Raw genomic sequence first — 26,033 nt, forward strand, 5'->3', positions numbered from 1 at the left:
GCTGGCATTACATGGCTTGATTTAATGCAAGTAGTAGCTTGTTATGAATACCTTCAAAGCCACCATTGCTCATCACCAAAATGTGATCGCCCGGCTGGGCTTCCTGCGCAATTTGCGCGACGAAAGCATCAATATCATCATTCACTTGCGCTGGTTGTGAGCATTGATCAGCTACATCCTGCACCGACCAAGCAAGATTGTTCGGCTGATAGAGATAAACTGAATCGGCTTGCTGTAATGACGCCGCTAAAGTTTGCTTATGTACGCCCAACTTCATCGTAGCCGAACGAGGCTCTAAAACCGCGATAATTTTCTGATCGCCTACCTTGTTACGTAAACCACCCAAAGTAAGTTCAATGGCCGTTGGATGATGAGCAAAATCGTCATACAACGTAATACCGTTCACTTCGCCTTTAAGCTCTAAACGACGTTTGGTATTGATAAATTTGCCCAAAGCTTGACAGGCTAAATCTGGTGTGACCCCTACGTGACGCGCCGCGCCAATCGCCATTAAGGCGTTATCGACATTATGATCGCCAACCAAATCCCAAGTCACGCGCCCCACGCGTTCATTGTCAAAGAACACATCAAATTGCGAACCATCACGCGTGATTTTTTCAGCTTTCCACTGCGCTTGCTCACCGGTAAACTCGGTTTCGCTCCAGCAGCCACGTGCGAAAACATCCGCTAATGCGCGCTCTTTTTGCGGAGCAAAAATACGGCCATTACCCGGAACAGTACGCACTAGATGATGAAATTGGCGCTTAATCGCTTCAAGATCGTCAAAAATGTCCGCATGATCAAACTCTAAGTTGTTCAACACTAAAGTGCGTGGGTGATAATGGACAAACTTAGAACGCTTATCGAAAAAAGCACTATCATATTCATCGGCTTCAACCACAAAAAACATGCTTTCGCCCAAACGCGCAGAAATGCCAAAGTTGCCAAGTACGCCTCCCACCAAAAAGCCTGGTTGGTAACCACAATCTTCCAAGATCCACGCCAACATGCTCGACGTGGTGGTTTTACCGTGTGTACCAGCCACCGCAAGGACCCAGCGGTCATGCAACAGGAACTCTTGCAACCATTGCGGGCCAGAGGTGTAACGCAAGTTGTGGTTCAGCACATATTCAACACACGGATTGCCGCGACTCATGGCGTTGCCAATGACCACCAAATCAGGCTTGGGCTCTAATTGGGCAGGGTCAAAGCCTTCGATAATCTCGATCCCTTGAGACTCCAATAACGTACTCATCGGTGGGTAAACGTTGGCGTCGCTGCCGGTAACTTTATGACCTAATTGCCGCGCTAAAACGGCAACACCGCCCATAAACGTACCGCAAATCCCAAGAATGTGAATATGCATAAATCCTAGCCTCGCACATGGCGTTGTGAGTGATTGCCTCCATTATCACCATCCATTTAAGAAAAGCGAGCATGTTTGCAACTTCTAAAAAGTCGACAAACAAATTGAGATCTCAATCTGTTACTTCATTACCATTAAAAAGATCTAAGCCCTAAAATCGCAGTGTTACCCAAACGTTATCAAATGGGTCACTCGTTTCGGCCGACATCCCAACAAGAGGATGCGTTGTGAAACAATCACTCCCCCCTATATAGCTATGTTAAGGAAATAACATGTCTGAGATTCGCACTCTTGGCGAGTTTATTGTTGAGAAACAACATGACTTCCCCCACGCAAGCGGTGATCTTTCATCTCTGTTGTCCTCTATTCGTCTTGCGGCAAAAATTGTTAATAGAGAAATCAACAAAGCAGGCCTTGCTGATATTACCGGTGCAGTTGGTACGGATAATATTCAAGGCGAAGAACAACAAAAACTCGATGTCTACGCCAACGAAAAATTTAAAGCGGCGCTTGAAGCGCGCGATCAAGTGTGTGGTGTCGCCAGTGAAGAAGAAGATGAAGCGGTTGCGTTCAGTAAAGAGCTCAACAAAAACGCAAAATACGTGGTGTTGATGGACCCGCTGGACGGCTCATCCAACATCGATGTCAATGTCTCTGTCGGCACGATTTTTTCTATTTATCGCCGCGTATCGCCAGTCGGCACGCCACCAACACAAGAAGACTTCTTACAACCCGGTAATAAACAGGTTGCGGCTGGTTATGTTATTTACGGCTCTTCAACCATGTTGGTGTATACCACTGGCAACGGCGTGAATGGCTTTACTTATGATCCGTCACTCGGCACCTTCTATCTTTCACACCCCAATATGATGACCTTCGATGATGGTAAAATTTACTCCATCAATGAAGGTAACTACATCCGCTTCCCAACTGGCGTCAAAAAATACATTAAATACTGCCAAGAGAATGTGCCTGAAGATAATCGCCCTTACACCTCACGTTACATTGGTTCGCTAGTGGCGGATTTTCACCGTAATCTTCTCAAAGGTGGGATCTATCTATACCCAAGCACACAAAGCCATCCAAACGGCAAGCTGCGCCTATTGTATGAATGCAATCCTATGGCGTTTTTGATTGAACAAGCAGGCGGTATTGCTTCTGACGGCGTCAATCGCGTGTTGGATATTAAGCCGACAGAACTGCATCAACGTGTGCCATTCTTCTGCGGTTCAAAAAATATGGTCCATAAATTGGAAGAGTTCTTGGAACTCAATCGCGATTAAATCAGCTCAATGAGCGCCTAACTCTAGGCGCTTTTTTTATCGATAAATATGAGGCAAGACTCTCTTTTTACGGTTTACACCGTTTCCTATTTACCGCTAAAGTTGCAACACAAGCGTTTACGTTCTGTTAATCAACCCAAAACAATTCAAGTCCAGCGACGAAAAAGGAAATGCTAAATGAGCTTAAACAACGTTCCGGCAGGAAAATCACTGCCTGATGATATTTACGTGGTGATTGAAATTCCAGCCAACGCCGACCCAATCAAATACGAAGTCGACAAAGAATCTGGCGCGGTATTTGTGGACCGTTTCATGTCTTCACCTATGTTCTACCCATGCAACTACGGTTATGTGAATCACACCTTATCGCTCGATGGCGATCCTGTCGATGTGTTGGTGCCCACGCCTTATCCGCTCATGCCAGGCTCGGTGATTCGTTGCCGCCCAGTTGGCGTATTGAAGATGACCGATGAGTCTGGTGAAGATGCCAAAGTGGTGGCGGTTCCTCACTCCAAGCTCACCAAAGAGTACGACCACATTCAAGACGTAAATGACCTGCCAGCACTACTGAAAGCGCAAATTACACAGTTCTTTGAACGCTATAAAGAGCTTGAAGCGGGCAAATGGGTCAAAGTCGATGGATGGGAAGATGCCGCTGCCGCGCGAGCTGAAATCCTGACTTCATTTGAACGCGCCCAAAAATAGCCACCATAATTAAACAGTCACGATAGTTATATACCCAAACAACTTGGAGTTGCAGGTAGGCGGCAAGTGAGTGAGTCCCCATGAGCATAGGCAAACTATGTGATTGGAGTGAACGAACGTAGCCAACACCGCTGCAGCTTCAAGTAGGAAGGGGATAAGTGTCGTTATAAATAAAAAGCCACATCCTGCTAATATGCGGTGTGGCTTTTTTATTTCCATTTTCAACGCCGTTCGTTAAACCCGTTGGCACCAGTCTCCAGAATTAATCACAGCAGTAAGACGGCTGTGATCTTGATAGAGATAAATCCACGCACGGCCAAATGGGGTTTCGATCGTTTCACGGCGATATTCGATGGGAATATCTTCTAAAAGATCGAGTTTTGCTAGTGTCTGCTCATCCACTCGATATACCTCACCGACTATCGATTGCTGTCCCTGAGCCAAGCCAGGATATGGACCTAGATCATACAGCGCATAGTCAGCCGGCGTGTAGAACGATCCTAACATTTCGCTTGTCTCAAGCAGATGCGCATTACTTTCACCACGGCGTAATGTGCCGTAGACAAAAACCAGATGTTGCATATGACTGTCCCTAGTTAAATTCAAACTGATACAAAAGATCCACCGCGCTATCTAAGCCGGATACCGCTTCAACGTACAAATCCCTCATCAAGCGGTAACGCACGGTAAATTCGCCCACCGAGCTGAAAATACCAACACCATATTTCACTTGTAGCCCCGGTAAAATATAGCCGCTTACCGTCACTTGTGAATCATCACCGGAACCAGCCGTATCCAATTGCAGATCTTGCACACCGAAGGCTTGACCAATTTCGCCCACCACCTTACCGCTTTGTGCCAAGCTCAAACCAATCAGTGCAGTGGTCATCGCATTGCCACCCGCCTCGCCATCAATATTCTGACCACGAAGTAGGTAAGAAAGTGTATTGGCTTGTGGCATCGCGGGTTCTGAAAAAATGGAGACTGCGGGTTCATCGGCAGAGCCGGTCACTTTTACCCCTGCAATCACGCCATCTTGTGTGTTATCCGGGTTGCGCACCGCTTTAATCGAAACATAAGGTTGATCAACCGGTCCATTCATTAAAATTTTGCCTTCTTGGATCAGCAAATCTTGTCCAAAGGATCGATACGAACCATTTTGGATATTTACTTCTCCAGTAATAAAAGGGCCTTTATCCTTTTGCGCCACATTGAGGCGGCCAATCAAGCCGCCTTGCAAACCAAAGGCACTGAGCCGGAAATCATCACCAATCGAGATGTTTACATTCGTTTCAACGTTAAATGGCATGGCGCTTTGCTCGCTCACAGGCTGTAAAGCAGCGTCCAATATCACTTGATCTTTGGAGACACCAATCGCGCTCGGAGGCAACTCTTCTACCACGATACGTCCCGAAGGCAGGTTAATATTCCCTGTCACAGTGGCCAGTTGAGGTTCTAGTGTGATGCTCATGTCTGGGATAACTTTAATCTTGACGATAGGCGGTAGATCCACCAATAGCTCATCGGCCAACACGCGTAGGTTGGCACGCCACTGCTCTATTTTCTGCCAGTCGGCATCCCCCTTGATACTCAACTCGCCATCCGCAGTTTGAATCGAAGCATTGAGCAAGGCTTGGTAACCATTAAAGTCCATCGCCACTCGGCCCGAGGTAACATCCAGCGGCGAAATATCGCCTTTGACGACAATGTCATCCACCACCACGCTGCCTATCACTTTCGGGTGCAACATCGGCCCACTGAAGGCAAGTTGACTGCTAATCTTCGATTTCGCTTGGCTATAATCCCCAAGCAGCGGCTGTAGAAAATCAATATTAAAAGTGGAAAGCGTTAATGCGCCATCCATCATTTTTTCTTTTGCCATTAGATCCGCAATGGTGATTTGCCCCGACAGATCGCCATTATCGGTCACATCCACTAGCCAACGAGCAAACAGCTTGTTCTGTTCAAGCGTACTTTCAATAGTGACGCTATCCCAACCTAAAGTAATGGCTTGGTCGATGTGCTGCGTGACTGCACCTTGGCTTAAGCTGAGTGACACTTTCGCTTGAGGCGCAGTATTGGGCGCCCATTGAGCTGTGAGACTGACATCGGCTTGGCCTTTAAGTTGAGTCTCTTGCGGTAAAAACATTGCGATTTGCTGAAAATCAAAATGGTTGAGAGAAAGCTCGGCCGCGCCACTTTGCCCCACAGTCGCATCTTTATCTAAGCAGAGCGATGCTCCCTCTTGCTGCCAACAATGCGCGGCAATCGTAGCTTGTTGTTTCTCGATATTAACCGCAACAGGTGTCGCTTGGTTTAATAGCCACGGCCCTTGTTCTGTGGACAGTTGTACTCGTTCCAGCGCACCTTGCCACTGCATCGTCGGCTTATCTTCAAAAGATCCGCTGATCGCCAAGCTGGTTGAAATCAGATTTGAAATGACGTCTAAGCTCAGTTGATGCTGCGCCTGCGTACCTGAAAAACGCAAGTCCACACTATCAACTAACTGCTGCTGGTAGCTCAACTGGCTCGCCTGCAATTTCACTTCGGCTTGTGGCACAGGAAGTGGCGTAACATCACCAGTTAAAGTCACCTGCTTTAAGGTCGCTTGTTGCTGCCAAGCAAGATCATTTGCATTGAGGCGCAGCTTGATTTGCGGCTGCTGCAAATCACCACGCAGATAAATATCGCCAATCACTTTGCCGTGCAAATCAGGAACACTTTTCACCAGATCCGCAAAATCAACCGATAAGCCCATACGCCACTCTTTATCCAGCTCACCTTTGGCCGTAATCTGGTTGGGTCCATGGGCTAACGTTAAGCCGCTGGTCGACACAGTAAAAGCGCCTTTCCCTGTCATATCTGATGCGTTTAATTGACCTTCAATATTCAGTGGGTAGCCACGCAACACACCCTCAATATCCAAAATAGGCAGCGCAACGTTCCAACCGCCCTGCTCGGTAAGCTCACCCGTAGTTTCGAGCTTACCGCTGATCACGCCTTCGGCTTGCGGCCACTGTAATCCCGGCTGAATCTGTTCTAAATTCAGCGCCGCTTGCCAGTGAATTGGGGCTTGCCAGTTGGCCATCACTTGACCAGCAATTTGCCCCCCTAAGGTGTCGATTAGCAAAGAATCTAAGTTGATTTGCTGTAAAGTACCTTTACCAGCAACATCCAGCGTCACATCGGGCAGATCTTTACCTTGCAGTTGGCCATTGAGCGCCACGCTATATCCGTCGAGTGAACCTTGAGTTTTTAAACTCGGTACGCGAACAAAATAGTCTCCTTGCCCAATCAATGGCCACTGTGCTTGAACATCATCTAACGAAATATCAAACGGGATCTCAGGTTGCAGTAGCGCCAATTGCGCATTTAAGTTTGCTTGCGCAAGCCCGCCCAGTTTCGCGTTGATCGTTAAATCACCCAAGCTACCCGAAGCCTCTAGTGCCAGTGTTTGCCCCTGAGCTTCAGCCATTTTGAGCGTGCTTTTTAAAGAGAGATTGAGCGGATAGTCTCCCTTCAGCTGCGCATCAGCTTTTAGGTTGGCAATCAATTGTGGCAGCTCAAGCTCAAGTGATTTTAATGAAACACTGCTCTGATAAGCATTGGCGACCAAACCAAGATGCTTGACAACCAAAGGCTCAACTTGCTGAAGAGTAAACTGGTTGATATCAAAACGCTCCACTTCCAATTGCAGCGGAATGATCACCTCTGGCAAGGTGATGGGCGTTTTCACCGCAGGTGCCGCCGTCGATGATACGGTTGTGGATGGAGTGGATTTGGATTGTGCGCTTGAGGCTGAATCTGCCTCGTCATTGGTCGCAAGCTTCAGTTGAATATCGCTCCAACTGGTTTTGCCAATCCGTAAGCGATTACCTTGAAATGAGGCATGAGTAGAAAATTGCTTCCATGCCAGCGTATTACCCAAAATATCCAGCTGAATATCATTGAGCTCCACACGGCCAACCTTAATTGGCACCGGTGTAGAGATTGACGTAATGGGATCAGAGGCAGACGAAGGCTCACCTTGCGTCGAAGGAGGAAGCTCTGGCAGTGCCAGCCTTAAGCCACTGATCGCAAGTTCATTTAAGCAAATTGAAGGCTCCAATAAGCAGCTAGCACTTATGGCTAATGTCACTCGCTGCACATCGAGATCGAGCTTTAATGCCTCATCGGAAAAGGTGACTTGGTTGAGCGTGAAACGTGGAAAAATTGCACCTTGAGCGCTGGCAACCTGCAGTTGTGGCAGCGCTTTTTGTGCTCCCCACAATAGGCCGTTAAGCCCTGAGTTGGTAAACAACAAGGCTGCGAGTGCAATAAATACCGCACCCAACAAGGTGAATAAAATCGCCGATGCCCATTTGGTTATCTTCAACATCACTTTGGTCATAGTTCAGGCCCCAAGGTGAAATGCAGCTGAAATTCATCGCCGGGATTAGCGTCAAGCCCCCATGCAAAATCTAAGCGGATCGGTCCAACCGGAGAAGCCCAGCGAATCCCGGCTCCCACACCAGTTTTCCAATCCGGCGAGTCATTAAAGGCATCGCCGTAATCGACAAACAGTGCACCCCACCAATTTCCAACCAAACGATATTGATACTCCAACGAACTGGTGGCGATGTATTTGGCCCCAGTCAGTGCGCCACTGGCATCTTTAGGTGAGATAGATTGATAGCTATACCCTCGTAAATTGTTATCGCCACCAGCAAAGAAGCGCAGAGAAGGCGAGAGTTTGTCAAACTCTTCACTGAAGTTTGCGCCGCCGTCTAAACGCAATAAACCACGGTGGTTTTGCCCGGCGCTGCGTATCCAAGCCGTGCCCGCCAACAACCGCACCACACGCGTTTCAGAGACGAAATTTGGATCGCCATACTCAAGTGTGATGCTCTGTTTATCGCCCCACATCGGCATTGAACCACCACGAACACGCGTACGAGAATAGGTCGCTCCCGGTAATACAAACTGGCCGACATCGCTTTGCAAACCTTGTTCGTAGTTTTCTATCAAATAACGAACGAATAGGGTTCGATGCCAACCGCCATCACGCAGCCAGTGGCGCTCAAACGATAAGTTAGACTCCAAACTCTTCGTATCACGGTTATCGACATTCTTCATTCCATACTGAATTCGATAATATTCACGCCGCACATCTTCTAGCGGTATTTTGTAGCCAGCGGTAATGGTCTGCTCTGGGGCAGAAAGGGAGAAACTGCTATCAAAACTGTGGCCGAGGCTGTTAACCCAAGGTTTCTTCCACTTGAATGAACCACGTACTCCCACATCCGTTGAGTAACCTAAACCGGTTTCAAGCTGATTTCGAGCTTGCGGTGCAAGGGAAACCTTCATCGGCAGTTCGCGACCGTTCTCCAGTTGACTGAGATCGGGTTCAACAAAAACAGAGGAAAACCAATCGGTATTGGATAAGTTTTGGTTATATTCCCCTACCTTGGAAACAAGGTAAGGATCATTGGTTTTATAGGGCTGAAGTGAGCGAACTCGCTGATCTTCAATTTGGCTTCCAGTAATGAGCGAGGGACCAAAATGGTAACGAATACCACTGTTAAAATGAAGGCGTACGAAAGCTTCATTCAACTCTGGCGCAACTTCCAAACGGCTTAATTCAAAATTCCCGTTAAAATAACCTTTTTGCAACGCTAAGTTACGGATACCCGATTTCAAAGCATCGTACTGGCCATGATTAACCGCCGCGCCCACTTTAAGGGCATTGCGGTTAATGAGATTGGCAAAATCAGCATCAGATTCAGCTTCCCCGCTGATCACCACATCCATCTCTTTAATGGTTGTTAGCGGTCCAGGATTGATAGTGACCATCAGCTCTTGCTCATCGCTCACCACCACAAACTCAAATTGAGGATGGTAGTAACCCAGCGCGACAAGCGCTTCCGTCATGCTTTTCTCTAAACGAGATTGAAAACGAAGATGCGTTGAATAGTCGCTCTCTGGAATCGACGATAAATAGGCTTCAACGTTGTTTTCTAATTCACCCTCTAAACCATTAATGGTTAACGCCACCTTGGCATACGCCGAAGTGGAAATAAGTAGCATCGTGAATAGAACTGGTAATGATTTTCGTCTCATGCTTAATTAAAGGAACAGTTGAGTAAACAGATCGTTAATGGATGGAAATCATACCGCCAATAGCAAGCTCCGTCTGTATGAAATCAGTCAATTATTCGGGCTGAATGTGAAACAGTGGCTCAACAACAACAAATAAAGCCAAAAATCGGTACACAAAAGGAAAGCTCATGCTCAATAAACAAACAATGGTCAGCGCACAAACAGCACTGAAAGGACGAGAAACCCCTATGTCAGTGGAGGAAATTCATTACGTTAACCACAGCAACATCACTGAGCAGCCTAATGAGCATCAGCAACAAATAGTGATTGGTATGGGCTGTTTTTGGGGCGCTGAACGCTTATTTTGGCAACTCGATGGTGTGGTGTCGACTTCAGTAGGCTATGCCGGCGGCTTTACCCCAAACCCAACTTACGAAGAAGTATGCAGTGGTGAAACTGGCCATACTGAAGTGGTACGCGTAATCTTTGATCCACAGCGCTTGCCATTAGAAAAGCTATTAAGTCATTTTTGGGAAAAGCACGATCCGACCCAAGGCATGCGTCAAGGTAACGATAAAGGCACTCAGTATCGCTCCGCTATCTATACCTATTCAGAACAACAACAGCAAATAGCACAAGCCTCAAAGCAGCGATACCAGCAGGCGTTGTCAGCCAGTCAACGAGCCTTAATTACCACCGAAATTGCACCCGCAGGTCCTTACTACTACGCCGAAAGCTATCATCAACAATATTTAGCTAAAAATCCGAATGGTTATTGTGGGTTAGGAGGAACAGGCATCTGCTTCCCACCCCAGCTCAGCGAATAAAGCGTGTAGAATTGAGGCTTTGTTAGCATTTTGTTAACCGCTTCATGGCCTCTTTTCGTGGTTTTATTAATTCTATGCTATACCTTTGTTGCTCAACTAAAAGGGACCCCTACAATGAAAAGTAAACGAGTGATCGCCATTCTAATGGCCTGCTGTCCAGCGCTTGCCATGGCACACAACATTACCCAAGGTCAGCAAGTTGCTGATGTTTCAGTGGAAAAATATGGTGAAATCATCCTACAAGATGATAAAACGGCCTTTCAAACTTGGGATACCAGCCAACTGCTAGGCAAAGTGCGCGTCATTCAAGCCATTGCTGGTCGCAGCAGTGCTAAAGCGTTAAATGCACCATTGATGGCTGCCATTATGGCCGCACAATTTCCCGCAGAAAGTTATCAAACCACCTCGATCATCAACCAAGATGATGCGATTTGGGGCACAGGATCGTTTGTCAAATCTTCCGCTCAAGACAGCAAGAAAGAGTTTCCGTGGTCTTCCATGGTGCTAGATGAAGCGGGAAATGTAGCCAAAGCGTGGGATTTAAAAGAGGAATTATCAGCGATCATCGTTCAAGATAAGCAAGGTAAGGTACTGTTTGTTAAGGAAGGTGCATTGAGTGATGAGGAAATTCAAACGGTTTTAGGCTTGATCAAACAGAATTTATAATAACCTTAGGTGGCCGATAACACGGCTGCCTTTGCTAAACATATCGTGGTGAAAGGTGCTTTTATAAAAATAAGAGTACGCTTTATTCTCACAATATTGTTATATTATAACAATTATCATTTTACTACTGTATTGGTTTGATGTTTACCCGTCTACGTTGCCCCCATTACCGAGCTCAAAGCATTGCATTATGTGCCATGCTGCTGATGCTATGGTTGAATGTCGCTTATGTAGATCATCACCTCGATACTAATCCTGCGCATCACGCGCAGCATCATTGCCAACTTTTTTCTGGCTTTCAAAATGGTCTAAGCAGTGCGCTGCCTATCCTTCCTGCCGTTAGTGGCTGCGAAATTCGATCATCAGTAGAGAAAACTCAGCGTCGCCCCTCAGTTCATTACGCTTATCTTGCTCGCTCACCTCCTCACTTTTAGACGTCTTATCTAGTTATTTATGATTTGTTACCCAAAGCCAACGCGCTAAGGGCTATTTTGATGTTTAAAAGGAATCACCCAATGTTTATCCAACGTAAACTCGCTCTCTCTATCGGCCTAATTTTAAGCATGCCAGCACTGGCAAATGAAGAGTTTCGCCAACATGAGGCTCATGTACATGGCCACGTCGAGTTCAATATTGCTCAAGATGGGCAAGATTTACTGATTGAAATCACCGCCCCCGGCGCTGATGTAGTCGGCTTTGAACATGCACCACAAAATGATGAACAACAACAGCGCTTAAATAAAGTCCTTGAGCAGTTCAGCCACGCCGATGGCATTTTCCAACTGCCCGCTCCGGCCAAGTGTCATTTAGAAGAAAGTCGTATCGCGCATACGTTAAATGGTGAGCACCACGACCACGACCACGACCACGACCACGACCACGACCACGACCACGACCACGACCACGACCACGACCACGACCATCATGAAAAACATGATGATAAACATCAAGATAAAGATGCTCAACACGCACACCATGACCATAAAAAAGATGTGCATGATGAAGGCGAGCATAGTGGTCACGGTGAATTCACGATTCAGTACCAATATCACTGCGATAACATGCCGCAATTGCAGTACCTCGACACGCAATGGTTTAACTTGTTCCCAAATACCCAAACAATCTCTGCCAATGTACTGACAGACAAAGCACAATCTGCCTCTGAGTTGAAAACAAACAGCACTCGCATTACGTTTTAAGGCGTATAAGCAACAACCTAGAGTAAGCACACACTTACTCTAGGTTCATTGTCGTTAAAGGAATTCACAATGAGTGATTTGCATATTCTATCGCTGACGTCTGTCATTGAATTGAAAGAGGTCGAATTTCGTTGGCCGAATAGCTCACAACCAGCCTTATCTATCCAGGATCTTTGTGTAAAACGTGGAGAGCACCTTTTTATTAAAGGGCCAAGTGGTTGTGGCAAATCGACCTTACTGAGCTTACTGACTGGGATCAACCAAGCACAACGAGGGGAGGTCTCTATTTTAGGCACCAACCTGTCGACGTTAACTTCCCGTCAACGGGATCGTTTTCGAGCCGATCACATTGGCTACATTTTCCAACAATTTAATTTATTGCCTTATCTCTCAGTGATTGAAAACGTTACGCTACCTTGCCATTTTTCCAGCACTCGCAAGCAGAATGTTGCAGGCGATCTGATTGAGAAAGCAAAACAGTTACTCACTCGCTTACATCTTGCACCTGAACTACTGACTAAACCGGTTATCGAACTGAGTATTGGCCAGCAGCAGCGTGTCGCGGCGGCGAGAGCACTGATTGGAGAACCCAAGCTGATCATCGCCGATGAGCCAACCTCTGCGCTGGATCACGACAATCGACTCGCGTTTATCGAACTGCTATTGGAAGAGACGAATCGGGCAGGTTCAACACTGGTGTTTGTGAGCCACGATCCCACCTTAGAAGCTTTATTTGACCGCGCAGTTTACCTCCCTCAATTGAATCAGGCAGGAGTGACAGCATGAATGTGATTACCAATCTGGCGTGGAAAAGCGTACTTAACCGCAAAACCACGGCGCTACTCTCCATTCTGACGGTTGCCATTTCAGTCATTCTGTTAATGGGGGTTGAACGCATTCGAACTCAAGCCAAAGAGAGCTTCGCCAACACCATTTCAGGGACGGATCTAATCGTCGGCGGCCGCTCTGGACAAGTCAACTTGCTGCTCTATTCGGTATTTAGAATTGGCAATGCCACCAATAATATCGACTGGAAAAGCTACCAAGCCTTCAGTGAGCATCGCAGCGTCAAGTGGGCGATCCCCATTTCCTTGGGTGACTCACACCAAGGGTTTCGCGTTATGGGCACCAATCACCATTATTTCGAGCATTTCAAATATGGAAGTAAGCAACCACTCACCTTCTCTCAAGGCACTGAGTTTCATGGTTTATTTGAAACGGTATTGGGTTCAGATGTCGCCGAAACCTTAGGTTACCATATTGGCAGTGACATCATTATTGCGCATGGGATAAGCGATGTGGGTTTTAGCCGCCACGACAACCTCCCTTTCAAAGTAGTGGGCATTTTAGCGCCAACGGGAACGCCCGTAGACAAAACAGTGCATGTATCATTAGAAGCGATTGAAGCCATTCACGTGGGTTGGGAATCGGGTGCACATTTAGGCAATTCGCCATCCAAAGAGCAACTTGAACAACACAACTTCCAACCCAAGCAGATCACCGCCATGTTGATCGGTTTAAAATCGAGAATTCAAACCTTTGCACTGCAACGTGAAATCAATAACTATCGCCAAGAACCCTTGAGCGCCATTATGCCCGGCGTCGCTCTGCAAGAACTGTGGGGTATGATGTCGATAGCAGAACAAGCTTTAATGGCGGTGTCGGTATTTGTGGTGGCAGCCGGGTTACTTGGTATGCTCAGCAGCTTACTGACAAGCTTGCAGGAAAGACGCCGTGAAATGGCGATTCTGCGCGCCATGGGCGCACAACCTAAACATATTTTTGCTCTGCTTATCAGCGAAGCGACGACGCTGACCTTTATTGGCATCTGCGTTGGATTAGCGGGGTTATATTCACTGCTCGCACTGGTGCAACCTTTTATTGCGCAGCATTATGGAATTCAAATCACACTCAGCACCTTAAGCAGCTATGAGTGGCAATTATTAGCTTATGTACAACTGGCTGGCATTATTATTGGTGTTATCCCAGCTCTACGCGCCTATAGACAATCACTTAGCGATGGAATGACCATTCGAATTTAGGACTTAACGATGAAAAAACTACTGCTTATCAGCACGCTGCTGCTATCAGGCTTGTTACCGATGTACGCACAGAGTAATGAACAAGTACTGACGCTCGATTGGATCGATCTGATCCCCGAGAACGAACGTAACCAATTCAACGCCGATGGCATGCCAGCATTGAACCATGATGGCGAAATGACGGCTGCACAATCAAAAATCGGCGGAGTTAGAAAAGAGCTCAATGGCAGCGTGGTCAAAATACCCGGCTTTGTGATCCCACTGGAAGGTGACGCCAACAACGTTACTGAGTTTCTACTGGTGCCCTACTTTGGCGCATGCATTCACGTGCCGCCACCGCCACCAAACCAAATTATTTATGTGAAATATCCGCAAGGTGCTCCAATCCAGCAGCTCTGGGATGTAATTTATCTGATTGGGACACTGAAAACCGAAAGTGTTAGCCACGATCTGGCCGAAACAGCGTATGTGATCGAAGGCACTGCGATCGAAGAATACGACGACATGTAGTTAACAAAATAGCAACCTATTGATTCATCTAAACTAAACGATATATTTAGATAAATACGCTAGCAAAGCGACATATATCAACAATAGTAAAGTAATCGATAGGTGCTTTTTCAGTCTATTTTCTTTCCAACACTTCATAAGCGCCCCACAAATTCCGATAACAACTTTAACAAGTTATTATCATTAGGGATAGCGCAAATTTATGATCTAGAACGAATGTTTTTCCTAGATGGAAAATGCGTTACACGTTACATTTTAATCCATGAATGAAATGGGTGATTGAAGCGGACATAAAATGGCAGATACCAACAACCCTGTAGTGATTGAACATCAAGCCAACTCAGGTCAAAGCCACGAAAAAAAATCGAGCTACATCAAAGACAGTGGTAGTCGCATTTTGAATATTGCTCAATATCACGGCTTAGATGCGCTGCTACAAACGGATCCGCCAGAAAAAACCTCGCTTGATCGCGCCTTATTTAGAGAACAGCAACGTAAAGAGCAGCGACAAAAAAACCTAGAGCAGATCGTCAAACTGGCGCATATCTCTTGTAAAAATGAGACCGCGGGAGAGCCTGATCAAGATTGGTTACACCGTTTTTTCGATATGGCGCAAGACATCCACAACTCTTCGATGCAGCGACTTTGGGCGCAAGTACTCAAACGCGAGGTGACCAACCCCGGTTCAACCTCAATGAAAGCACTGCAAGTATTACAAGACATGACACCAAAAGAGGCGCAGATACTCCAAAAAGCCTCAGCGTTAGCCTGCTGTTTTGGTAGCGATAATAGCCGCAAGCTGTTGGTCGGCATTCGTGCTACTAACGGCATTTTTAGTTTAGGAAAACGCATCAGCACATTTATCATCAATATGGGTAGTTTCCAATTACCCTATTCGAGCCTGTTAGTACTGATCGAGCTTGGCTTACTGCACGCCACTGAACTGGAATCTGGAGAAATTGAACTTGAACCGGCACTGCTGTTGACCTATCAAGGCAAGAATCTGTCACTGCAATCGATGAGTAAAGGAGTCAGGCTGCTCTATTACCGTTTCAGTCCCACTGGCAATGAGCTGTGTAAGCTACTGGGTAATAAACCGAATATGCAGTACTACGATCAGATGTTGGCGGTGCTTAGCCAGAAATTCACTGTCCACACCGAAGTTGCCAGCAGCTCTTTTCATCACGCCGTCTAGCCTCAAAAATAAAGGGCTCAAGCTGATGAGCCCTCTTCTACATTAGGCGATAATCGCTCGCACTTGCAGCGCTGTTAGGCAAATTTCCACCAGCTCATCAATGCTTTTTTCGCCAGCCGCAAGATCGATCTCAGGGTTTTGCGGCGACTCATACTCAGAGTCAATGCCCGTAAAATTACTGATTTCACCAGCGCGCGCTTTTTTATACAGCCCCTTCGGGTCGCGCTGCTCGCACACGTCCAACTTGGTATTGACAAACACTTCGATGAATTCACCTTGTGGCAGCATATCGCGCACTAATTGACGCTCAGCGCGATGCGGTGAAATGAATGCTGATAACACGATTAACCCAGCATCGGCCATCAGCTTCGCGAGTTCACCAATACGGCGAATATTTTCTCGCCGATCTTGCTCTGAGAACCCAAGGTCGCTGCACAAGCCGTGGCGTACATTATCCCCATCGAGCAAATAGGTGTGATACCCGAGTTGAGCTAAACGCTGTTCCAACGCACCAGCAATGGTTGATTTTCCCGCCCCTGACAGCCCCGTAAACCACAATACTGCTGGCTGTTGTTGTTTTAAGTTGGCGCGGAACGACTTATTCACCGTATGCTGATGCCAGACAACATTTTCATCTTTATTGGCCAAATTCGTACTCATTACTCAATCCTTTGTTGTCTCAAACTAGCCAATAGAGGGACGCTGTAAGCGGCAATCCCTCCCACCGAATCACCACAGTTAAGCCTTGAGTAACTGACGAAGATCTTTGGCTTCCCAGTGTGGAAAGTGCTTGCGGATCAAGGCATTCAATTCAACTTCAAACGCAGAATGGGCACTTTGAGCATGAGCGATGTTTTGCAAACTATCTCGAACCAAGCCCGCCCCCACCGTCACATTCGTCAGGCGATCGATGATGATAAAACCACCAGTATTGGCACTGTCTAAGTATTTATCCAGCGCGATCGACTCTGTTAGCGACCATTCACACAAGCCAATGCCATTGAGCGGCAACTCTTCACTGTGATAAGTCGATAAATTATTAATATCGTACTGGTGACGCACCGCTTGCAACTGACCGACGGTTTTCTTACCCGCAATTTTGATGTTGTATTCACGCCCGGCTTTGAGTGGTTGTTCTGTCATCCAGACTACATCGGCTAATAGATGGTTAGTTGATTCAACCTGCGCTCCTTGCAGCACAATAAGATCACCACGGCTGATATCAATTTCATCGCTAAGCGTTAACGTCACCGCTTGGCCTGCTTGCGCTTGCGGCAAATCTCCATCGAAAGTAACAATACGTGCCACGGTGGATGTTTTTCCGGACGGAAGTGCAGTGATTGCATCTCCGACACTGATGCTGCCCGCTGCAATCGTGCCAGCAAAACCGCGAAAATCGAGATTCGGTCGGTTCACATACTGCACTGGAAAACGAAACTCACCGGCTCCTTTTTGCTGATCAACGTCCACCGTTTCAAGCAGCTCTAGCAGTGATGGGCCTTGATACCAAGGCATGTGCTGGCTTGCTTCAACCACGTTGTCCCCTTCCAGAGCAGAAAGCGGGATGATCTGAATATCAGTATCACCTTGCAGATGCTTTGAAAATTCCACATAGTCTTGACGGATCTGCTCAAAACGATCTTGTGAGTAATCGACCAGATCCATCTTATTCACCGCCACCACAAAATGCTTCAAACCTAACAGATTGGCAATGAATGAGTGGCGACGCGTTTGATCCAAAATGCCTTTACGGGCATCGATCAAAATCACCGCGAGATCGCAAGTGGATGCGCCCGTCGCCATATTGCGCGTGTACTGCTCATGCCCCGGAGTATCGGCAATGATGAATTTGCGCTTTTGAGTAGAGAAATAGCGATACGCCACGTCAATGGTGATCCCTTGCTCACGTTCCGCTTGCAGGCCATCAACTAACAGAGCTAAATCGGGGCGCTCGCCCGTCGTGCCAACACGCTGGCTATCGGAATGGACGGCGGCCAGTTGATCTTCATAAATCTGTTTTGTGTCATGAAGCAAACGACCAATCAAGGTACTTTTTCCATCATCAACTGAGCCACAAGTCAGAAATCTCAGTAACGATTTGTGCTGGTGTTGCGTGAGATAAGCTTCAATACCGATCTCAGAAAGCTGAGCCTGAACTGCACTATTCATAATCTTTCCTTAGAGGCTTAGAAATAACCTTGGCGTTTTTTCAATTCCATCGATCCTGATTGATCGTGGTCGATCGCGCGGCCTTGTCGTTCACTGGAAGTGGCCACCAGCATCTCTTCAATGATGCCCGTTAGCGTACTGGCCTCTGATTCAATTGCGCCAGTAAGTGGATAACAACCTAACGTGCGAAAACGCACACTCTTGTGCTGAACTTCTTCTCCAGGTTGCAGCTTCATCCGCTCGTCATCGACCATGATCAGCATCCCATCGCGTTCGACAACTGGGCGAATGTCCGATAAATACAGCGGTACGATCTCGATGTTTTCCAAATAGATGTATTGCCAAATATCCAATTCAGTCCAGTTCGACAACGGGAAAACACGAATGCTCTCACCTTTATTGATTTGGCCGTTGTAGGTTTTCCATAGCTCCGGACGCTGGTTCTTCGGATCCCACGTGTGGTTCTTGTCACGAAAAGAATAAACACGCTCTTTCGCGCGTGATTTCTCTTCATCACGACGCGCACCACCAAAAGCAGCATCAAAACCATATTGGTTCAACGCTTGTTTTAAACCTTGGGTTTTCATGATGTCAGTATGTTTTGAAGATCCATGAACAAATGGACTACAACCCATTGCCAAACCTTCTGGGTTTTTGTGCACCAGCAGTTCAAAGCCATACTTTTGTGCTGCGCGATCACGAAATTCAATCATCTCGCGAAACTTCCAGTCAGTATCGACATGCAGCAAAGGAAACGGAATTTTCCCCGGATAAAAAGCCTTGCGCGCTAAATGCAGCATCACCGAAGAGTCTTTACCAATCGAATACATCATTACTGGGTTATCAAATTCAGCGGCCACTTCACGTAAAATATGAATACTTTCGGCTTCGAGCTGTTGTAAATGGGTTAAGCGTTGTTGATCCATCTGCATGCTTCCTTTTCGCTCGCATTGCGAGCCTTGTGCAATGAGAAATTGGTTTGAGTATTGAGTTGGAACTAACTGACTTGCCTTGCAATCAGGCGTAATTCACTTGGTTTTGCTGCGCGGGTTGTTCACCAAACCAATGCAGTTTTTCCGACAGCGCCACCACTTCGCCCACCACAATCAAGGCCGGAGCCTGTGCCTGCGCCGCCAGTTGTGATAAGTCACTGAGCTGCCCTTTGAAGACTTTTTGCGAACGCTGAGTACCGCGTTCAATAATCGCGATTGGTGTGTTGGCTTGGCGTCCATGTTCAATCAACTGCTGCTGGATATAACTCGACTTCATCAAGCCCATGTAAATGACTAAGGTTTGATTACCACGTGCCAGTGTTGACCAATCCATGTCATCGTTTTCCGCTTTAAGGTGACCGGTGACAAACAGAGCGGATTGCGCATAATCGCGATGAGTCAGTGGAATGCCCGCATAGGCCGTTGCGCCTGCCGCCGCTGTAATACCGGGGATCACCTGAAATTTCACCCCCGCATCAAACAGCACTTCCAACTCTTCACCACCGCGGCCAAACATAAACGGATCGCCGCCTTTAATGCGCACGACTTTGTAACCTTGCTGCGCAAAATCGATCAGCAATTGATTGGTTTTTTCTTGAGGAACACTATGATGTCCAGCGCGCTTACCCACGCAGACTAAGATGGTATCGCTCGGCACCAGCGCCATAATTTCATCAGACACTAGGTAGTCGTACAACACCACGTCAGCTTGTTGTAGAAAGCTCAACGCTTTGAGCGTCAGCAGTTCTGGGTCGCCCGGCCCTGCACCAATCAAAGCCACTTCACCGCAGGTCAATTGGCTTTTGACGTACGATGGAGCGCTACTTGCCAAAGCATCATTGTTGACCGCAACTAAGCGCGGCCCTTTGATTGGCAACTGAGAAATGGTTCCCGTCGTACTCATTGTTGTTATCCATAACTTAATTCATGGATGCATTATGGCGGGCTCTTCATATTACCTGAAATTCTAAAATTTCATTTTTTATATCAAAAGCTGATAAGGGAATGGATAATTCCGAATAAGAAGTGACTATCTCTCTGATTAAAAGCCAATCAATGATGAGATCTTGTCGACAGAATGCCGTTGAGTTAACGCGTAACATCACAAATTGATATTCATTGAAATCATCGTTTCATAAGATTTTGTTACATTAGACGAGTTATTTGTTCCCTACCCCGAACTGGAGTACACAATGAAAGTGGCAGTGAAACCTCTCTCCATCGCGATTTTGAGCGGTATGTTAGCAATGGCTGGCCCAGCAATGGCGGACACCATTAAACTGCGTATCGTCGAAACGACCGATATTCACACCAATGTGATGGATTACGATTACTACAAAGACAAGCCATCGAACCAGATTGGTTTATCCCGTGCGGCGACGTTAGTGAAGCAAGCGCGCAGCGAAGTCGAAAACAGCATTTTGGTCGATAACGGTGATTTACTCCAAGGTAGCCCAATGGGCGACTATATGGCCGCCAAAGGCATCAAGGTTGGTGAGGTTCACCCAGTTTACAAAGCGATGAATCAGCTCGGCTACGATGTGGGTAACATTGGTAACCATGAATTTAACTACGGTTTGTCCTTTTTAAAGGAGAGTATTAACGACGCCGCATTCCCGTATGTCAATGCCAACGTCTATGACCAACAAACGGGCAAACACCTCTTCAATCCCTATCTCATTAAAACGCACACGTTCAAAGATACCGATGGCAAAGAGCACCAAATTAAAGTGGGTTACATTGGTTTTGTCCCACCACAAATCATGGTGTGGGATAAGAAAAATCTTGATGGCAAAGTGTTTGCCAAAGACATCAAGCAAACAGCCGAGGAGCTGATCCCGCAGATGAAAAAAGAGGGTGCCGATGTGATCGTGGCGATCCCGCACTCTGGTGTCTCAGCTAACCCATATTCCGTTGGTGCAGAAAACTCGGTTTACTACCTCACCCAAGTAGAAGGCATTGACGCGATTGCTTTTGGTCACTCTCACGCGGTATTCCCTAGCCAAGATTTTGCCAAACTGCCAGGAGCAGATGTAACTAAAGGCACCATTAATGGCGTAACCGCTGTCATGCCGGGGCGCTGGGGTAGCCATGTCGGTGTGATGGATCTGACTTTGCAAAGCAAAGATAGCCAATGGTCAGTCGTGAATGGTCAATCCCAAGCTCGCCCAATCTTCGATAAAGCCAATAAGAAATCATTGGCAGCAGCCGATACAGGCATAGTGAAAGCCTTAGAGTCAGACCACAAAGGCACGCGAGATTTCGTGAATCAACCGATTGGCCAAGCAAATGATGTGATGTACAGCTTTTTAGCCTTGGTACAAGATGACCCAACCGTGCAAATCGTTAACCTTGCACAAAAAGATTATGTGGAACGCTTTATTCAAGGCGACCCTGATCTTGATGGTTTGCCGGTGTTATCGGCCGCAGCCCCTTTCAAAGTTGGTGGCCGTAAAGATGATCCTGCCGGTTTCACTGAAGTCGAAGCTGGCCAACTGACATTTCGTAACGCAGCGGATCTCTATCTTTACCCTAATACATTAGTCGCGCTGAAAATGACGGGTAAAGAAGTGAAGGAATGGTTGGAATGCAGCGCGGGGCAGTTTAATCAGATTGATCCGCACAGCACTCAACCACAATCCTTGATCAATTGGGCTGATTTCCGCACGTATAACTTTGATGTGATGGATGGGGTGAATTACCAAATCGATGTGACTCAACCCGCCAAATACGATGGTGATTGTAAAGTGGCGAATAAAGATGCTGAGCGCATTGTAGGCTTAACTTATCAAGGTAAACCTATCGATGTAAAACAGACCTTTATTGTCGCCACCAATAACTACCGCGCTTATAGCAATAAATTTGCAGGCACAGGCGCACAATTTGTTGCCTTTGACTCACCCGACGAAAACCGCACGGCCGTCGCCAACTACATCTCTCGTGTGAGTAAAGAAAAAGGTCAAGTTACGCCAAGTGCTGATAACAACTGGTCGTTTGCCCCGATTAAAACCAATACTGCATTAGATATTCGTTTTGAAACCTCTCCAAGCGAGAAAGCAGCACAGTTCATCAAAGAGAAAGGCCAATACCCAATGACTTTGGTGGAAAACGATGAAGTTGGTTTTGCGGTTTACAAGATTGACCTTACCCAATAAACCCCCACTCAAATCGATTGAAAGAGGCCAATGAATTAAGGCGCTTTCACCTCACAAACGCAGCCTTTCGCTGCGTTTTTTATTTCCCGCTCGACAACCCTAACTCTGATCTTGATGGTTCTTGACTATCCACACTTCATTTAAGGCTCGTTACAACCTCTGTTTAATTTTCAAACATTAGTTTGATTAAATTTAATTATAAAAAATCATCAAATATGCAATTTTTCTATTCTTTGGCAGGTCTTTGTCCTCGTAATGAGAATAAAAGCGCAATCAGCGCCTTATTCTATACTTGATCATAATTTGCTAAGGAGGAAATGTGGGGCTTGCTATCGACATTCAAACCTTTCTAACAGCCGAAAGTCATTCACTGACTTTACTATTCATCGGCGTAATTTTGCTTTCCTATTTGTTAGAGGATGTCGCTATTGTCACCGCCGCCACACTGGCTTTGCAAAATCTCATTCCCCCCGGCTTGGCGTTGTTGGCTATTTTTGTCGGCATTGTTAGTGGCGATCTCGGTTTGTATTACTTAGGCCAAGTGGCACAACGCGTTCGTCCGCTTCGTTATCAAGCGCTGACCAATAAACATTTTCGAACCGTCCGTCGCAAGCTGCACCATCATACTTTTTTAAATCTGTTTATTATTCGCTTTGTCCCCGGCCTAAGAACGGTGGGCTTTACTTTGAGCGGTTTTTTTTCTATTCCGTTGGCGCTATTTCTGTGCTCCGTACTGACGGCCACTGCACTGTGGACACTGATCGTTTTTTCAACGCTTTATTACCTAGGGAGTCAGGTTTGGCAACAGTCCTCTCCTTATCAATGGATCATTATTCCTATCGCGGTTGGGCTATTAATGCTCACTAATCGTCTTCTCAACAAATCATTTTCTAAAGGATTGTCATGAACGCCAAATTAGAAATGCCTTGCATTGCACATGGCAAAATCAACGCGGGTATGCCGCTTTTAGAGCAAGACACCAAACGCAGCATTTCTCCTTATGAATTTCTGCCCAGTTGGTTTTTCTACACTCCGGTGGTGATTCAAAGCCTGCTGCAAGGGCTGCGTTATGGCAACTGGGGCTTACCCTTAATTGCAAACCCCGGCATCAAGCTCAGCGGCATGGTTGGAGAGTCCAAACACGACATTCTTAATCTAGCCGGTGAATACGCTCAGCAGTGGATATCGCCCTTTATCACCCGAACGAAAAGCCATCAAACCGCTCAGCAGCAAACGGCACAGGCTCTGTCTGCAATGCAACAAGCATCGTTGGATTTCCCTCTTGTCGCTAAACCAGATTTAGGCTGCCGCGGCGTTGGCGTCAAACTGCTGCAAAATGAACAACAACTGAGTGACTACATCCAATCATTCCCGATTAACGCCCGTTTTTTACTGCAACAAAAAGCGCCGTATCAAGCTGAAGCTGGCGTGTTTTATGTGCGCTATCCCGGTGAGGCTCAAGGCAACATTATTTCCATCACACTTAAGTATGCCCCGTTTGTCACTGGGGATGGCATTCACACTTTAAAGCAGTTAATTGAACGCTGCCCACGCGCAGGGCTACTCCCTCATCTCTATTTTCCTCGCCACCTTGAGAAGCTCGATTGGGTTCTTGAAGCAGGGCAGGAGTTTCAACTCGCCTTTGCGGGCAGCCATAGTCGCGGATCGATTTTCCGCAATGGTAACCGTTACATTACTCGCGCTCTCACCAACAAGTTAGATGAGATTTTTAACAATGTTGACGGGTTTCACTATGGGCGGCTCGATATCAAGTTTGCCAATATTCACCAATTGATGGCTGGAGAACAGTTCACGATTTTGGAAATCAATGGCGCAAGCAGTGAAGCCGCTCATATTTGGGATAGAGAAACACCGCTGCGAGAGATCTTCTCGACCTTACTCAGACAGTACCGAATCTTATTCGACATTGGCGCGCAACAGCGAAAGTTAGGCCATCAAACACCCAAAATGGCTGAACTGCTGAACGCTTGGCGCAAAGAAAAGGCCTTAACCGAACACTACCCAAGCACGGATTAACCTTATCCATAAGAACAATCATAGGGATAGAAATATGTTTGCAATCACCACAAGTTCACAACAAAGCGCATCGCAGCCTAATCATGCCCCCGTGATCCAAGGCGGCATTAAAACACTGGAACAAGCGCACCAGTTTCTCGAACAGTTAGAAGATAGGCACTACACCCACTTAGCCACACCAATTGTCGCCAGTTCAGTGGGGCAACATTTTCGTCATTGGTTAGATCTGTTTCATGCGCTGGCTAACTCAACTAGCACTATTGATTACAACCAACGCCGCCGGGGCCACCTCGTTGAGACGTCCCGTGCTGCGGCCTTGGCCGAAATTGAGTATTTAATTCAATGGTTAACGCAGTGCTCGGCCTCACTCCAAAAATCCGTTACGGTACTTGTTGAAACCTCATTGCAGGAAACGCAAGTGTGCTCTTTATCATCAACATGGGAGCGAGAGCTAAGCTTCGCCACTTTGCATGCACAGCACCATTTTGCGATGGCTAAAGTGGTCGCTCATTTGCTGCATGTAGAAACCGATGCCGCTTTCGGCTTAGCGCCAGCCACGGCCTCCTTCATTCGGGGGTAATAACATGTGCTCAGTTTCTTGGTTACTCGACAAACACGGCTATCATCTGTTTTTTAACCGTGATGAACAAAAAAACCGCCCATTAGCGTTGCCACCTAAACAATACACGCAAGCTGGTGTTGAAGTGTTGATGCCGATTGATCCTGCCGGTGGAGGCAGTTGGATCAGCCTTAATGAATGCGGTTTGGCTTTGTGCTTGCTCAATAATTACCAAGGTAAAATCCCCCAAGGAGCCGATGCCGAACGCTTAGTGAGCCGCGGTCAATTGCTGAAGCATTTATCCAGTCAAGTCAGTGTCGAGAAGGTTATCCAAGCGTTTACACAGCTTAATCTTCAGCAATTTGCGCCATTCACTTTGCTCGCTTTTGACCCTAATTTAACCGATGCACAAGGCAATGTGATGGCCCTGGCGTGGGATGGTGAACAGAGCCAAATCGCGGTGACGCAATCGTCTCTATTTTCATCCAGTGTCGATTTAGAACAGGTGCAGCACTACCGCTCGCAACTCTATCAAGCTTTAATCGCCGAGGAAGATAGCGTGCAACAGCGACTAAAATTTCACGCCCACCACCATGAGGCCCATCCACATTGGGCACCCTGTATGCATCGTCAAGATGCGCACACCGTTAGCTTTACCTATTTACGCGTCACACAACAGCAGCAGTATATGACCTATATCTCAGGTTCACCTTGCTTACAGCTCAGTGAGACATCACTCCACCAGCAGCGTGATGAGATCGACAAAACCACGCCTTGGGTCGCCAATTTATGAGGAATCAACAATGAAACGTTTACTAGGACTATTACTACTACTTGTCAGCAACGTGAGCCTCGCTGAGGATGAAATTTACACCAGCTTTCTGAGCAATAAAGCGCTGAGTGGCTATGACACCGTCGCCTACTTCACCAGAGGAGAGCCGATAAAAGGCTCCTCCGATTTTTCGACCCTTTATAAAAATGCGCAGTGGTATTTTTCTTCAAAAGAGAACCTTGAACTGTTTCTGAATAACCCTAACCAATATGCGCCGCAATATGGCGGCTACTGCGCTTGGGCCGTCTCTGAAAAGAATGATTTTGCTCCGGGAGATCCCAATCAATGGGCGATTGTCGACGGCAAGCTCTATCTCAATTACGACAAAAAGATCAAAACATTATGGGATGCCAACCAAGCGGTGCACATCCAACAAGCCGATAAAAATTGGCCCAATTTAATTAAGTAGGAGCTACAC

The 26,033-nt window shown here is 46.8% G+C and carries 24 protein-coding genes; 16 read left to right on the plus strand and 8 right to left on the minus strand.

From position 1 onward, the window contains the following. Window positions 1-7 precede the first annotated feature (7 nt). Window positions 8-1,366 carry a UDP-N-acetylmuramate:L-alanyl-gamma-D-glutamyl-meso-diaminopimelate ligase gene (gene mpl, locus AACV20_RS09485; RefSeq protein WP_170907171.1) on the minus strand — a complete coding sequence of 453 codons (1,359 nt, stop codon included), beginning with the start codon at window positions 1,364-1,366 and terminating at the stop codon, window positions 8-10. A gap of 272 nt (window positions 1,367-1,638) precedes the next feature. On the opposite strand from mpl, the gene fbp reads away from it, so the two are divergent. Next, window positions 1,639-2,649: a class 1 fructose-bisphosphatase gene (fbp, locus tag AACV20_RS09490; RefSeq protein ID WP_013855958.1), complete on the plus strand. Its 1,011-nt coding sequence runs from the start codon at window positions 1,639-1,641 to the stop codon at window positions 2,647-2,649. A gap of 177 nt (window positions 2,650-2,826) precedes the next feature. Then, a complete protein-coding gene (gene ppa / locus AACV20_RS09495) occupies window positions 2,827-3,354 on the plus strand; it encodes an inorganic diphosphatase (protein ID WP_010318803.1) in 528 nt (175 codons plus the stop codon). A 234-nt stretch (window positions 3,355-3,588) separates the two neighbouring features. On the opposite strand, the gene AACV20_RS09500 is transcribed toward ppa, so the two are convergent. The 3 genes from AACV20_RS09500 to tamA are packed head-to-tail and all read right to left on the minus strand — an operon-like array spanning window position 3,589 to window position 9,453. Continuing rightward, the gene (locus AACV20_RS09500; RefSeq protein ID WP_170899297.1) at window positions 3,589-3,936 is read right to left on the minus strand and encodes a gamma-glutamylcyclotransferase family protein; all 348 of its coding nucleotides are present in this window, start codon (window positions 3,934-3,936) and stop codon (window positions 3,589-3,591) included. A 10-nt stretch (window positions 3,937-3,946) separates the two neighbouring features. Further along, window positions 3,947-7,744, minus strand: a complete 3,798-nt coding sequence (tamB, locus tag AACV20_RS09505; protein ID WP_170907172.1) for an autotransporter assembly complex protein TamB — start codon at window positions 7,742-7,744, stop codon at window positions 3,947-3,949. Next, window positions 7,741-9,453 (minus strand): autotransporter assembly complex protein TamA, encoded by a 1,713-nt coding sequence (gene tamA, locus AACV20_RS09510; RefSeq protein ID WP_170907173.1) that lies wholly within the window; start codon window positions 9,451-9,453, stop codon window positions 7,741-7,743. Before tamA ends, tamB begins: the two co-directional genes overlap by 4 nt. A 167-nt stretch (window positions 9,454-9,620) precedes the next feature. Between tamA and msrA the strand changes: the two genes are divergently transcribed. From msrA to AACV20_RS09550, 8 genes are all read left to right on the plus strand, one after another. Continuing rightward, entirely contained in the window at window positions 9,621-10,259 is a 639-nt protein-coding gene (gene msrA / locus AACV20_RS09515) for a peptide-methionine (S)-S-oxide reductase MsrA (protein WP_088729165.1), read from the plus strand. A 114-nt stretch (window positions 10,260-10,373) separates the two neighbouring features. Beyond that, on the plus strand, window positions 10,374-10,925 hold the full coding sequence (locus tag AACV20_RS09520) for a YtfJ family protein (protein WP_170907174.1): 552 nt from the start codon (window positions 10,374-10,376) through the stop codon (window positions 10,923-10,925). A 140-nt stretch (window positions 10,926-11,065) separates the two neighbouring features. Further along, the gene (locus tag AACV20_RS09525) at window positions 11,066-11,359 is read left to right on the plus strand and encodes a DUF2607 family protein (protein ID WP_081989810.1); all 294 of its coding nucleotides are present in this window, start codon (window positions 11,066-11,068) and stop codon (window positions 11,357-11,359) included. Between the two features lie 81 nt (window positions 11,360-11,440). Next, complete coding sequence (gene zrgA / locus AACV20_RS09530) at window positions 11,441-12,124, plus strand: zinc uptake protein ZrgA (RefSeq protein ID WP_170907175.1); 684 nt, start codon at window positions 11,441-11,443, stop codon at window positions 12,122-12,124. 69 nt (window positions 12,125-12,193) lie between these two features. Continuing rightward, on the plus strand, window positions 12,194-12,910 hold the full coding sequence (locus tag AACV20_RS09535; protein ID WP_064625924.1) for an ABC transporter ATP-binding protein: 717 nt from the start codon (window positions 12,194-12,196) through the stop codon (window positions 12,908-12,910). Next, window positions 12,907-14,166 carry an ABC transporter permease gene (locus tag AACV20_RS09540; protein WP_170907176.1) on the plus strand — a complete coding sequence of 420 codons (1,260 nt, stop codon included), beginning with the start codon at window positions 12,907-12,909 and terminating at the stop codon, window positions 14,164-14,166. The genes AACV20_RS09535 and AACV20_RS09540 overlap by 4 nt, the downstream gene beginning before the upstream one ends. A gap of 9 nt (window positions 14,167-14,175) precedes the next feature. Continuing rightward, window positions 14,176-14,676: a DUF3299 domain-containing protein gene (locus AACV20_RS09545; RefSeq protein WP_013855946.1), complete on the plus strand. Its 501-nt coding sequence runs from the start codon at window positions 14,176-14,178 to the stop codon at window positions 14,674-14,676. A 295-nt stretch (window positions 14,677-14,971) separates the two neighbouring features. Further along, the gene (locus AACV20_RS09550) at window positions 14,972-15,871 is read left to right on the plus strand and encodes a TIGR03899 family protein (protein ID WP_170907177.1); all 900 of its coding nucleotides are present in this window, start codon (window positions 14,972-14,974) and stop codon (window positions 15,869-15,871) included. A gap of 42 nt (window positions 15,872-15,913) precedes the next feature. On the opposite strand, the gene cysC is transcribed toward AACV20_RS09550, so the two are convergent. From cysC to cobA, 4 genes are all read right to left on the minus strand, one after another. Further along, window positions 15,914-16,531, minus strand: coding sequence for an adenylyl-sulfate kinase (gene cysC, locus AACV20_RS09555; protein ID WP_019282539.1), 618 nt, complete (start codon window positions 16,529-16,531; stop codon window positions 15,914-15,916). Between the two features lie 78 nt (window positions 16,532-16,609). After that, window positions 16,610-18,040: a sulfate adenylyltransferase subunit CysN gene (gene cysN / locus AACV20_RS09560; protein ID WP_170907178.1), complete on the minus strand. Its 1,431-nt coding sequence runs from the start codon at window positions 18,038-18,040 to the stop codon at window positions 16,610-16,612. A gap of 17 nt (window positions 18,041-18,057) precedes the next feature. Then, entirely contained in the window at window positions 18,058-18,966 is a 909-nt protein-coding gene (gene cysD / locus AACV20_RS09565; RefSeq protein WP_249929745.1) for a sulfate adenylyltransferase subunit CysD, read from the minus strand. Between the two features lie 91 nt (window positions 18,967-19,057). Further along, window positions 19,058-19,936: a uroporphyrinogen-III C-methyltransferase gene (cobA, locus tag AACV20_RS09570; protein ID WP_170907180.1), complete on the minus strand. Its 879-nt coding sequence runs from the start codon at window positions 19,934-19,936 to the stop codon at window positions 19,058-19,060. A gap of 289 nt (window positions 19,937-20,225) precedes the next feature. On the opposite strand from cobA, the gene cpdB reads away from it, so the two are divergent. The 6 genes from cpdB (at window position 20,226) to AACV20_RS09600 (ending at window position 26,024) form a co-directional block, all read left to right on the plus strand. After that, on the plus strand, window positions 20,226-22,187 hold the full coding sequence (cpdB, locus tag AACV20_RS09575; RefSeq protein WP_170907181.1) for a 2',3'-cyclic-nucleotide 2'-phosphodiesterase: 1,962 nt from the start codon (window positions 20,226-20,228) through the stop codon (window positions 22,185-22,187). 319 nt (window positions 22,188-22,506) lie between these two features. Continuing rightward, window positions 22,507-23,094 (plus strand): DedA family protein, encoded by a 588-nt coding sequence (locus AACV20_RS09580; RefSeq protein WP_170907182.1) that lies wholly within the window; start codon window positions 22,507-22,509, stop codon window positions 23,092-23,094. Continuing rightward, window positions 23,091-24,224: a hypothetical protein gene (locus AACV20_RS09585; protein WP_017046731.1), complete on the plus strand. Its 1,134-nt coding sequence runs from the start codon at window positions 23,091-23,093 to the stop codon at window positions 24,222-24,224. The genes AACV20_RS09580 and AACV20_RS09585 overlap by 4 nt, the downstream gene beginning before the upstream one ends. Before the next feature lie 34 nt (window positions 24,225-24,258). Continuing rightward, window positions 24,259-24,804, plus strand: a complete 546-nt coding sequence (locus AACV20_RS09590) for a hypothetical protein (protein WP_170907183.1) — start codon at window positions 24,259-24,261, stop codon at window positions 24,802-24,804. A gap of 4 nt (window positions 24,805-24,808) precedes the next feature. Further along, window positions 24,809-25,576, plus strand: a complete 768-nt coding sequence (locus AACV20_RS09595; RefSeq protein ID WP_170907184.1) for an NRDE family protein — start codon at window positions 24,809-24,811, stop codon at window positions 25,574-25,576. A gap of 10 nt (window positions 25,577-25,586) precedes the next feature. After that, window positions 25,587-26,024 carry a YHS domain-containing (seleno)protein gene (locus AACV20_RS09600; RefSeq protein WP_170907185.1) on the plus strand — a complete coding sequence of 146 codons (438 nt, stop codon included), beginning with the start codon at window positions 25,587-25,589 and terminating at the stop codon, window positions 26,022-26,024. Window positions 26,025-26,033: the final 9 nt, after the last annotated feature.

Origin of the sequence: Vibrio sp. B4-6, from assembly GCF_963888245.1 — a bacterium.
GTDB classification, from domain to species: domain Bacteria; phylum Pseudomonadota; class Gammaproteobacteria; order Enterobacterales; family Vibrionaceae; genus Vibrio; species Vibrio anguillarum.

Coding starts and splice junctions, on each gene's coding strand:
- AACV20_RS09540 (WP_170907176.1), top strand. CDS start 12,907: ATGAATGTGATTACCAATCTGGCGTGGAAAAGCGTACTTAACCGCAAA.
- AACV20_RS09600 (WP_170907185.1), top strand. CDS start 25,587: ATGAAACGTTTACTAGGACTATTACTACTACTTGTCAGCAACGTGAGC.
- cysN (WP_170907178.1), bottom strand. CDS start 18,040: ATGAATAGTGCAGTTCAGGCTCAGCTTTCTGAGATCGGTATTGAAGCT.
- ppa (WP_010318803.1), top strand. CDS start 2,827: ATGAGCTTAAACAACGTTCCGGCAGGAAAATCACTGCCTGATGATATT.
- zrgA (WP_170907175.1), top strand. CDS start 11,441: ATGTTTATCCAACGTAAACTCGCTCTCTCTATCGGCCTAATTTTAAGC.
- tamA (WP_170907173.1), bottom strand. CDS start 9,453: ATGAGACGAAAATCATTACCAGTTCTATTCACGATGCTACTTATTTCC.
- AACV20_RS09525 (WP_081989810.1), top strand. CDS start 11,066: ATGTTTACCCGTCTACGTTGCCCCCATTACCGAGCTCAAAGCATTGCA.
- AACV20_RS09520 (WP_170907174.1), top strand. CDS start 10,374: ATGAAAAGTAAACGAGTGATCGCCATTCTAATGGCCTGCTGTCCAGCG.
- AACV20_RS09535 (WP_064625924.1), top strand. CDS start 12,194: ATGAGTGATTTGCATATTCTATCGCTGACGTCTGTCATTGAATTGAAA.
- AACV20_RS09585 (WP_017046731.1), top strand. CDS start 23,091: ATGAACGCCAAATTAGAAATGCCTTGCATTGCACATGGCAAAATCAAC.
- cysD (WP_249929745.1), bottom strand. CDS start 18,966: ATGGATCAACAACGCTTAACCCATTTACAACAGCTCGAAGCCGAAAGT.
- AACV20_RS09550 (WP_170907177.1), top strand. CDS start 14,972: ATGGCAGATACCAACAACCCTGTAGTGATTGAACATCAAGCCAACTCA.
- AACV20_RS09500 (WP_170899297.1), bottom strand. CDS start 3,936: ATGCAACATCTGGTTTTTGTCTACGGCACATTACGCCGTGGTGAAAGT.
- mpl (WP_170907171.1), bottom strand. CDS start 1,366: ATGCATATTCACATTCTTGGGATTTGCGGTACGTTTATGGGCGGTGTT.
- AACV20_RS09545 (WP_013855946.1), top strand. CDS start 14,176: ATGAAAAAACTACTGCTTATCAGCACGCTGCTGCTATCAGGCTTGTTA.
- AACV20_RS09595 (WP_170907184.1), top strand. CDS start 24,809: ATGTGCTCAGTTTCTTGGTTACTCGACAAACACGGCTATCATCTGTTT.
- tamB (WP_170907172.1), bottom strand. CDS start 7,744: ATGACCAAAGTGATGTTGAAGATAACCAAATGGGCATCGGCGATTTTA.
- AACV20_RS09590 (WP_170907183.1), top strand. CDS start 24,259: ATGTTTGCAATCACCACAAGTTCACAACAAAGCGCATCGCAGCCTAAT.
- cobA (WP_170907180.1), bottom strand. CDS start 19,936: ATGAGTACGACGGGAACCATTTCTCAGTTGCCAATCAAAGGGCCGCGC.
- msrA (WP_088729165.1), top strand. CDS start 9,621: ATGCTCAATAAACAAACAATGGTCAGCGCACAAACAGCACTGAAAGGA.
- cysC (WP_019282539.1), bottom strand. CDS start 16,531: ATGAGTACGAATTTGGCCAATAAAGATGAAAATGTTGTCTGGCATCAG.
- fbp (WP_013855958.1), top strand. CDS start 1,639: ATGTCTGAGATTCGCACTCTTGGCGAGTTTATTGTTGAGAAACAACAT.
- cpdB (WP_170907181.1), top strand. CDS start 20,226: ATGAAAGTGGCAGTGAAACCTCTCTCCATCGCGATTTTGAGCGGTATG.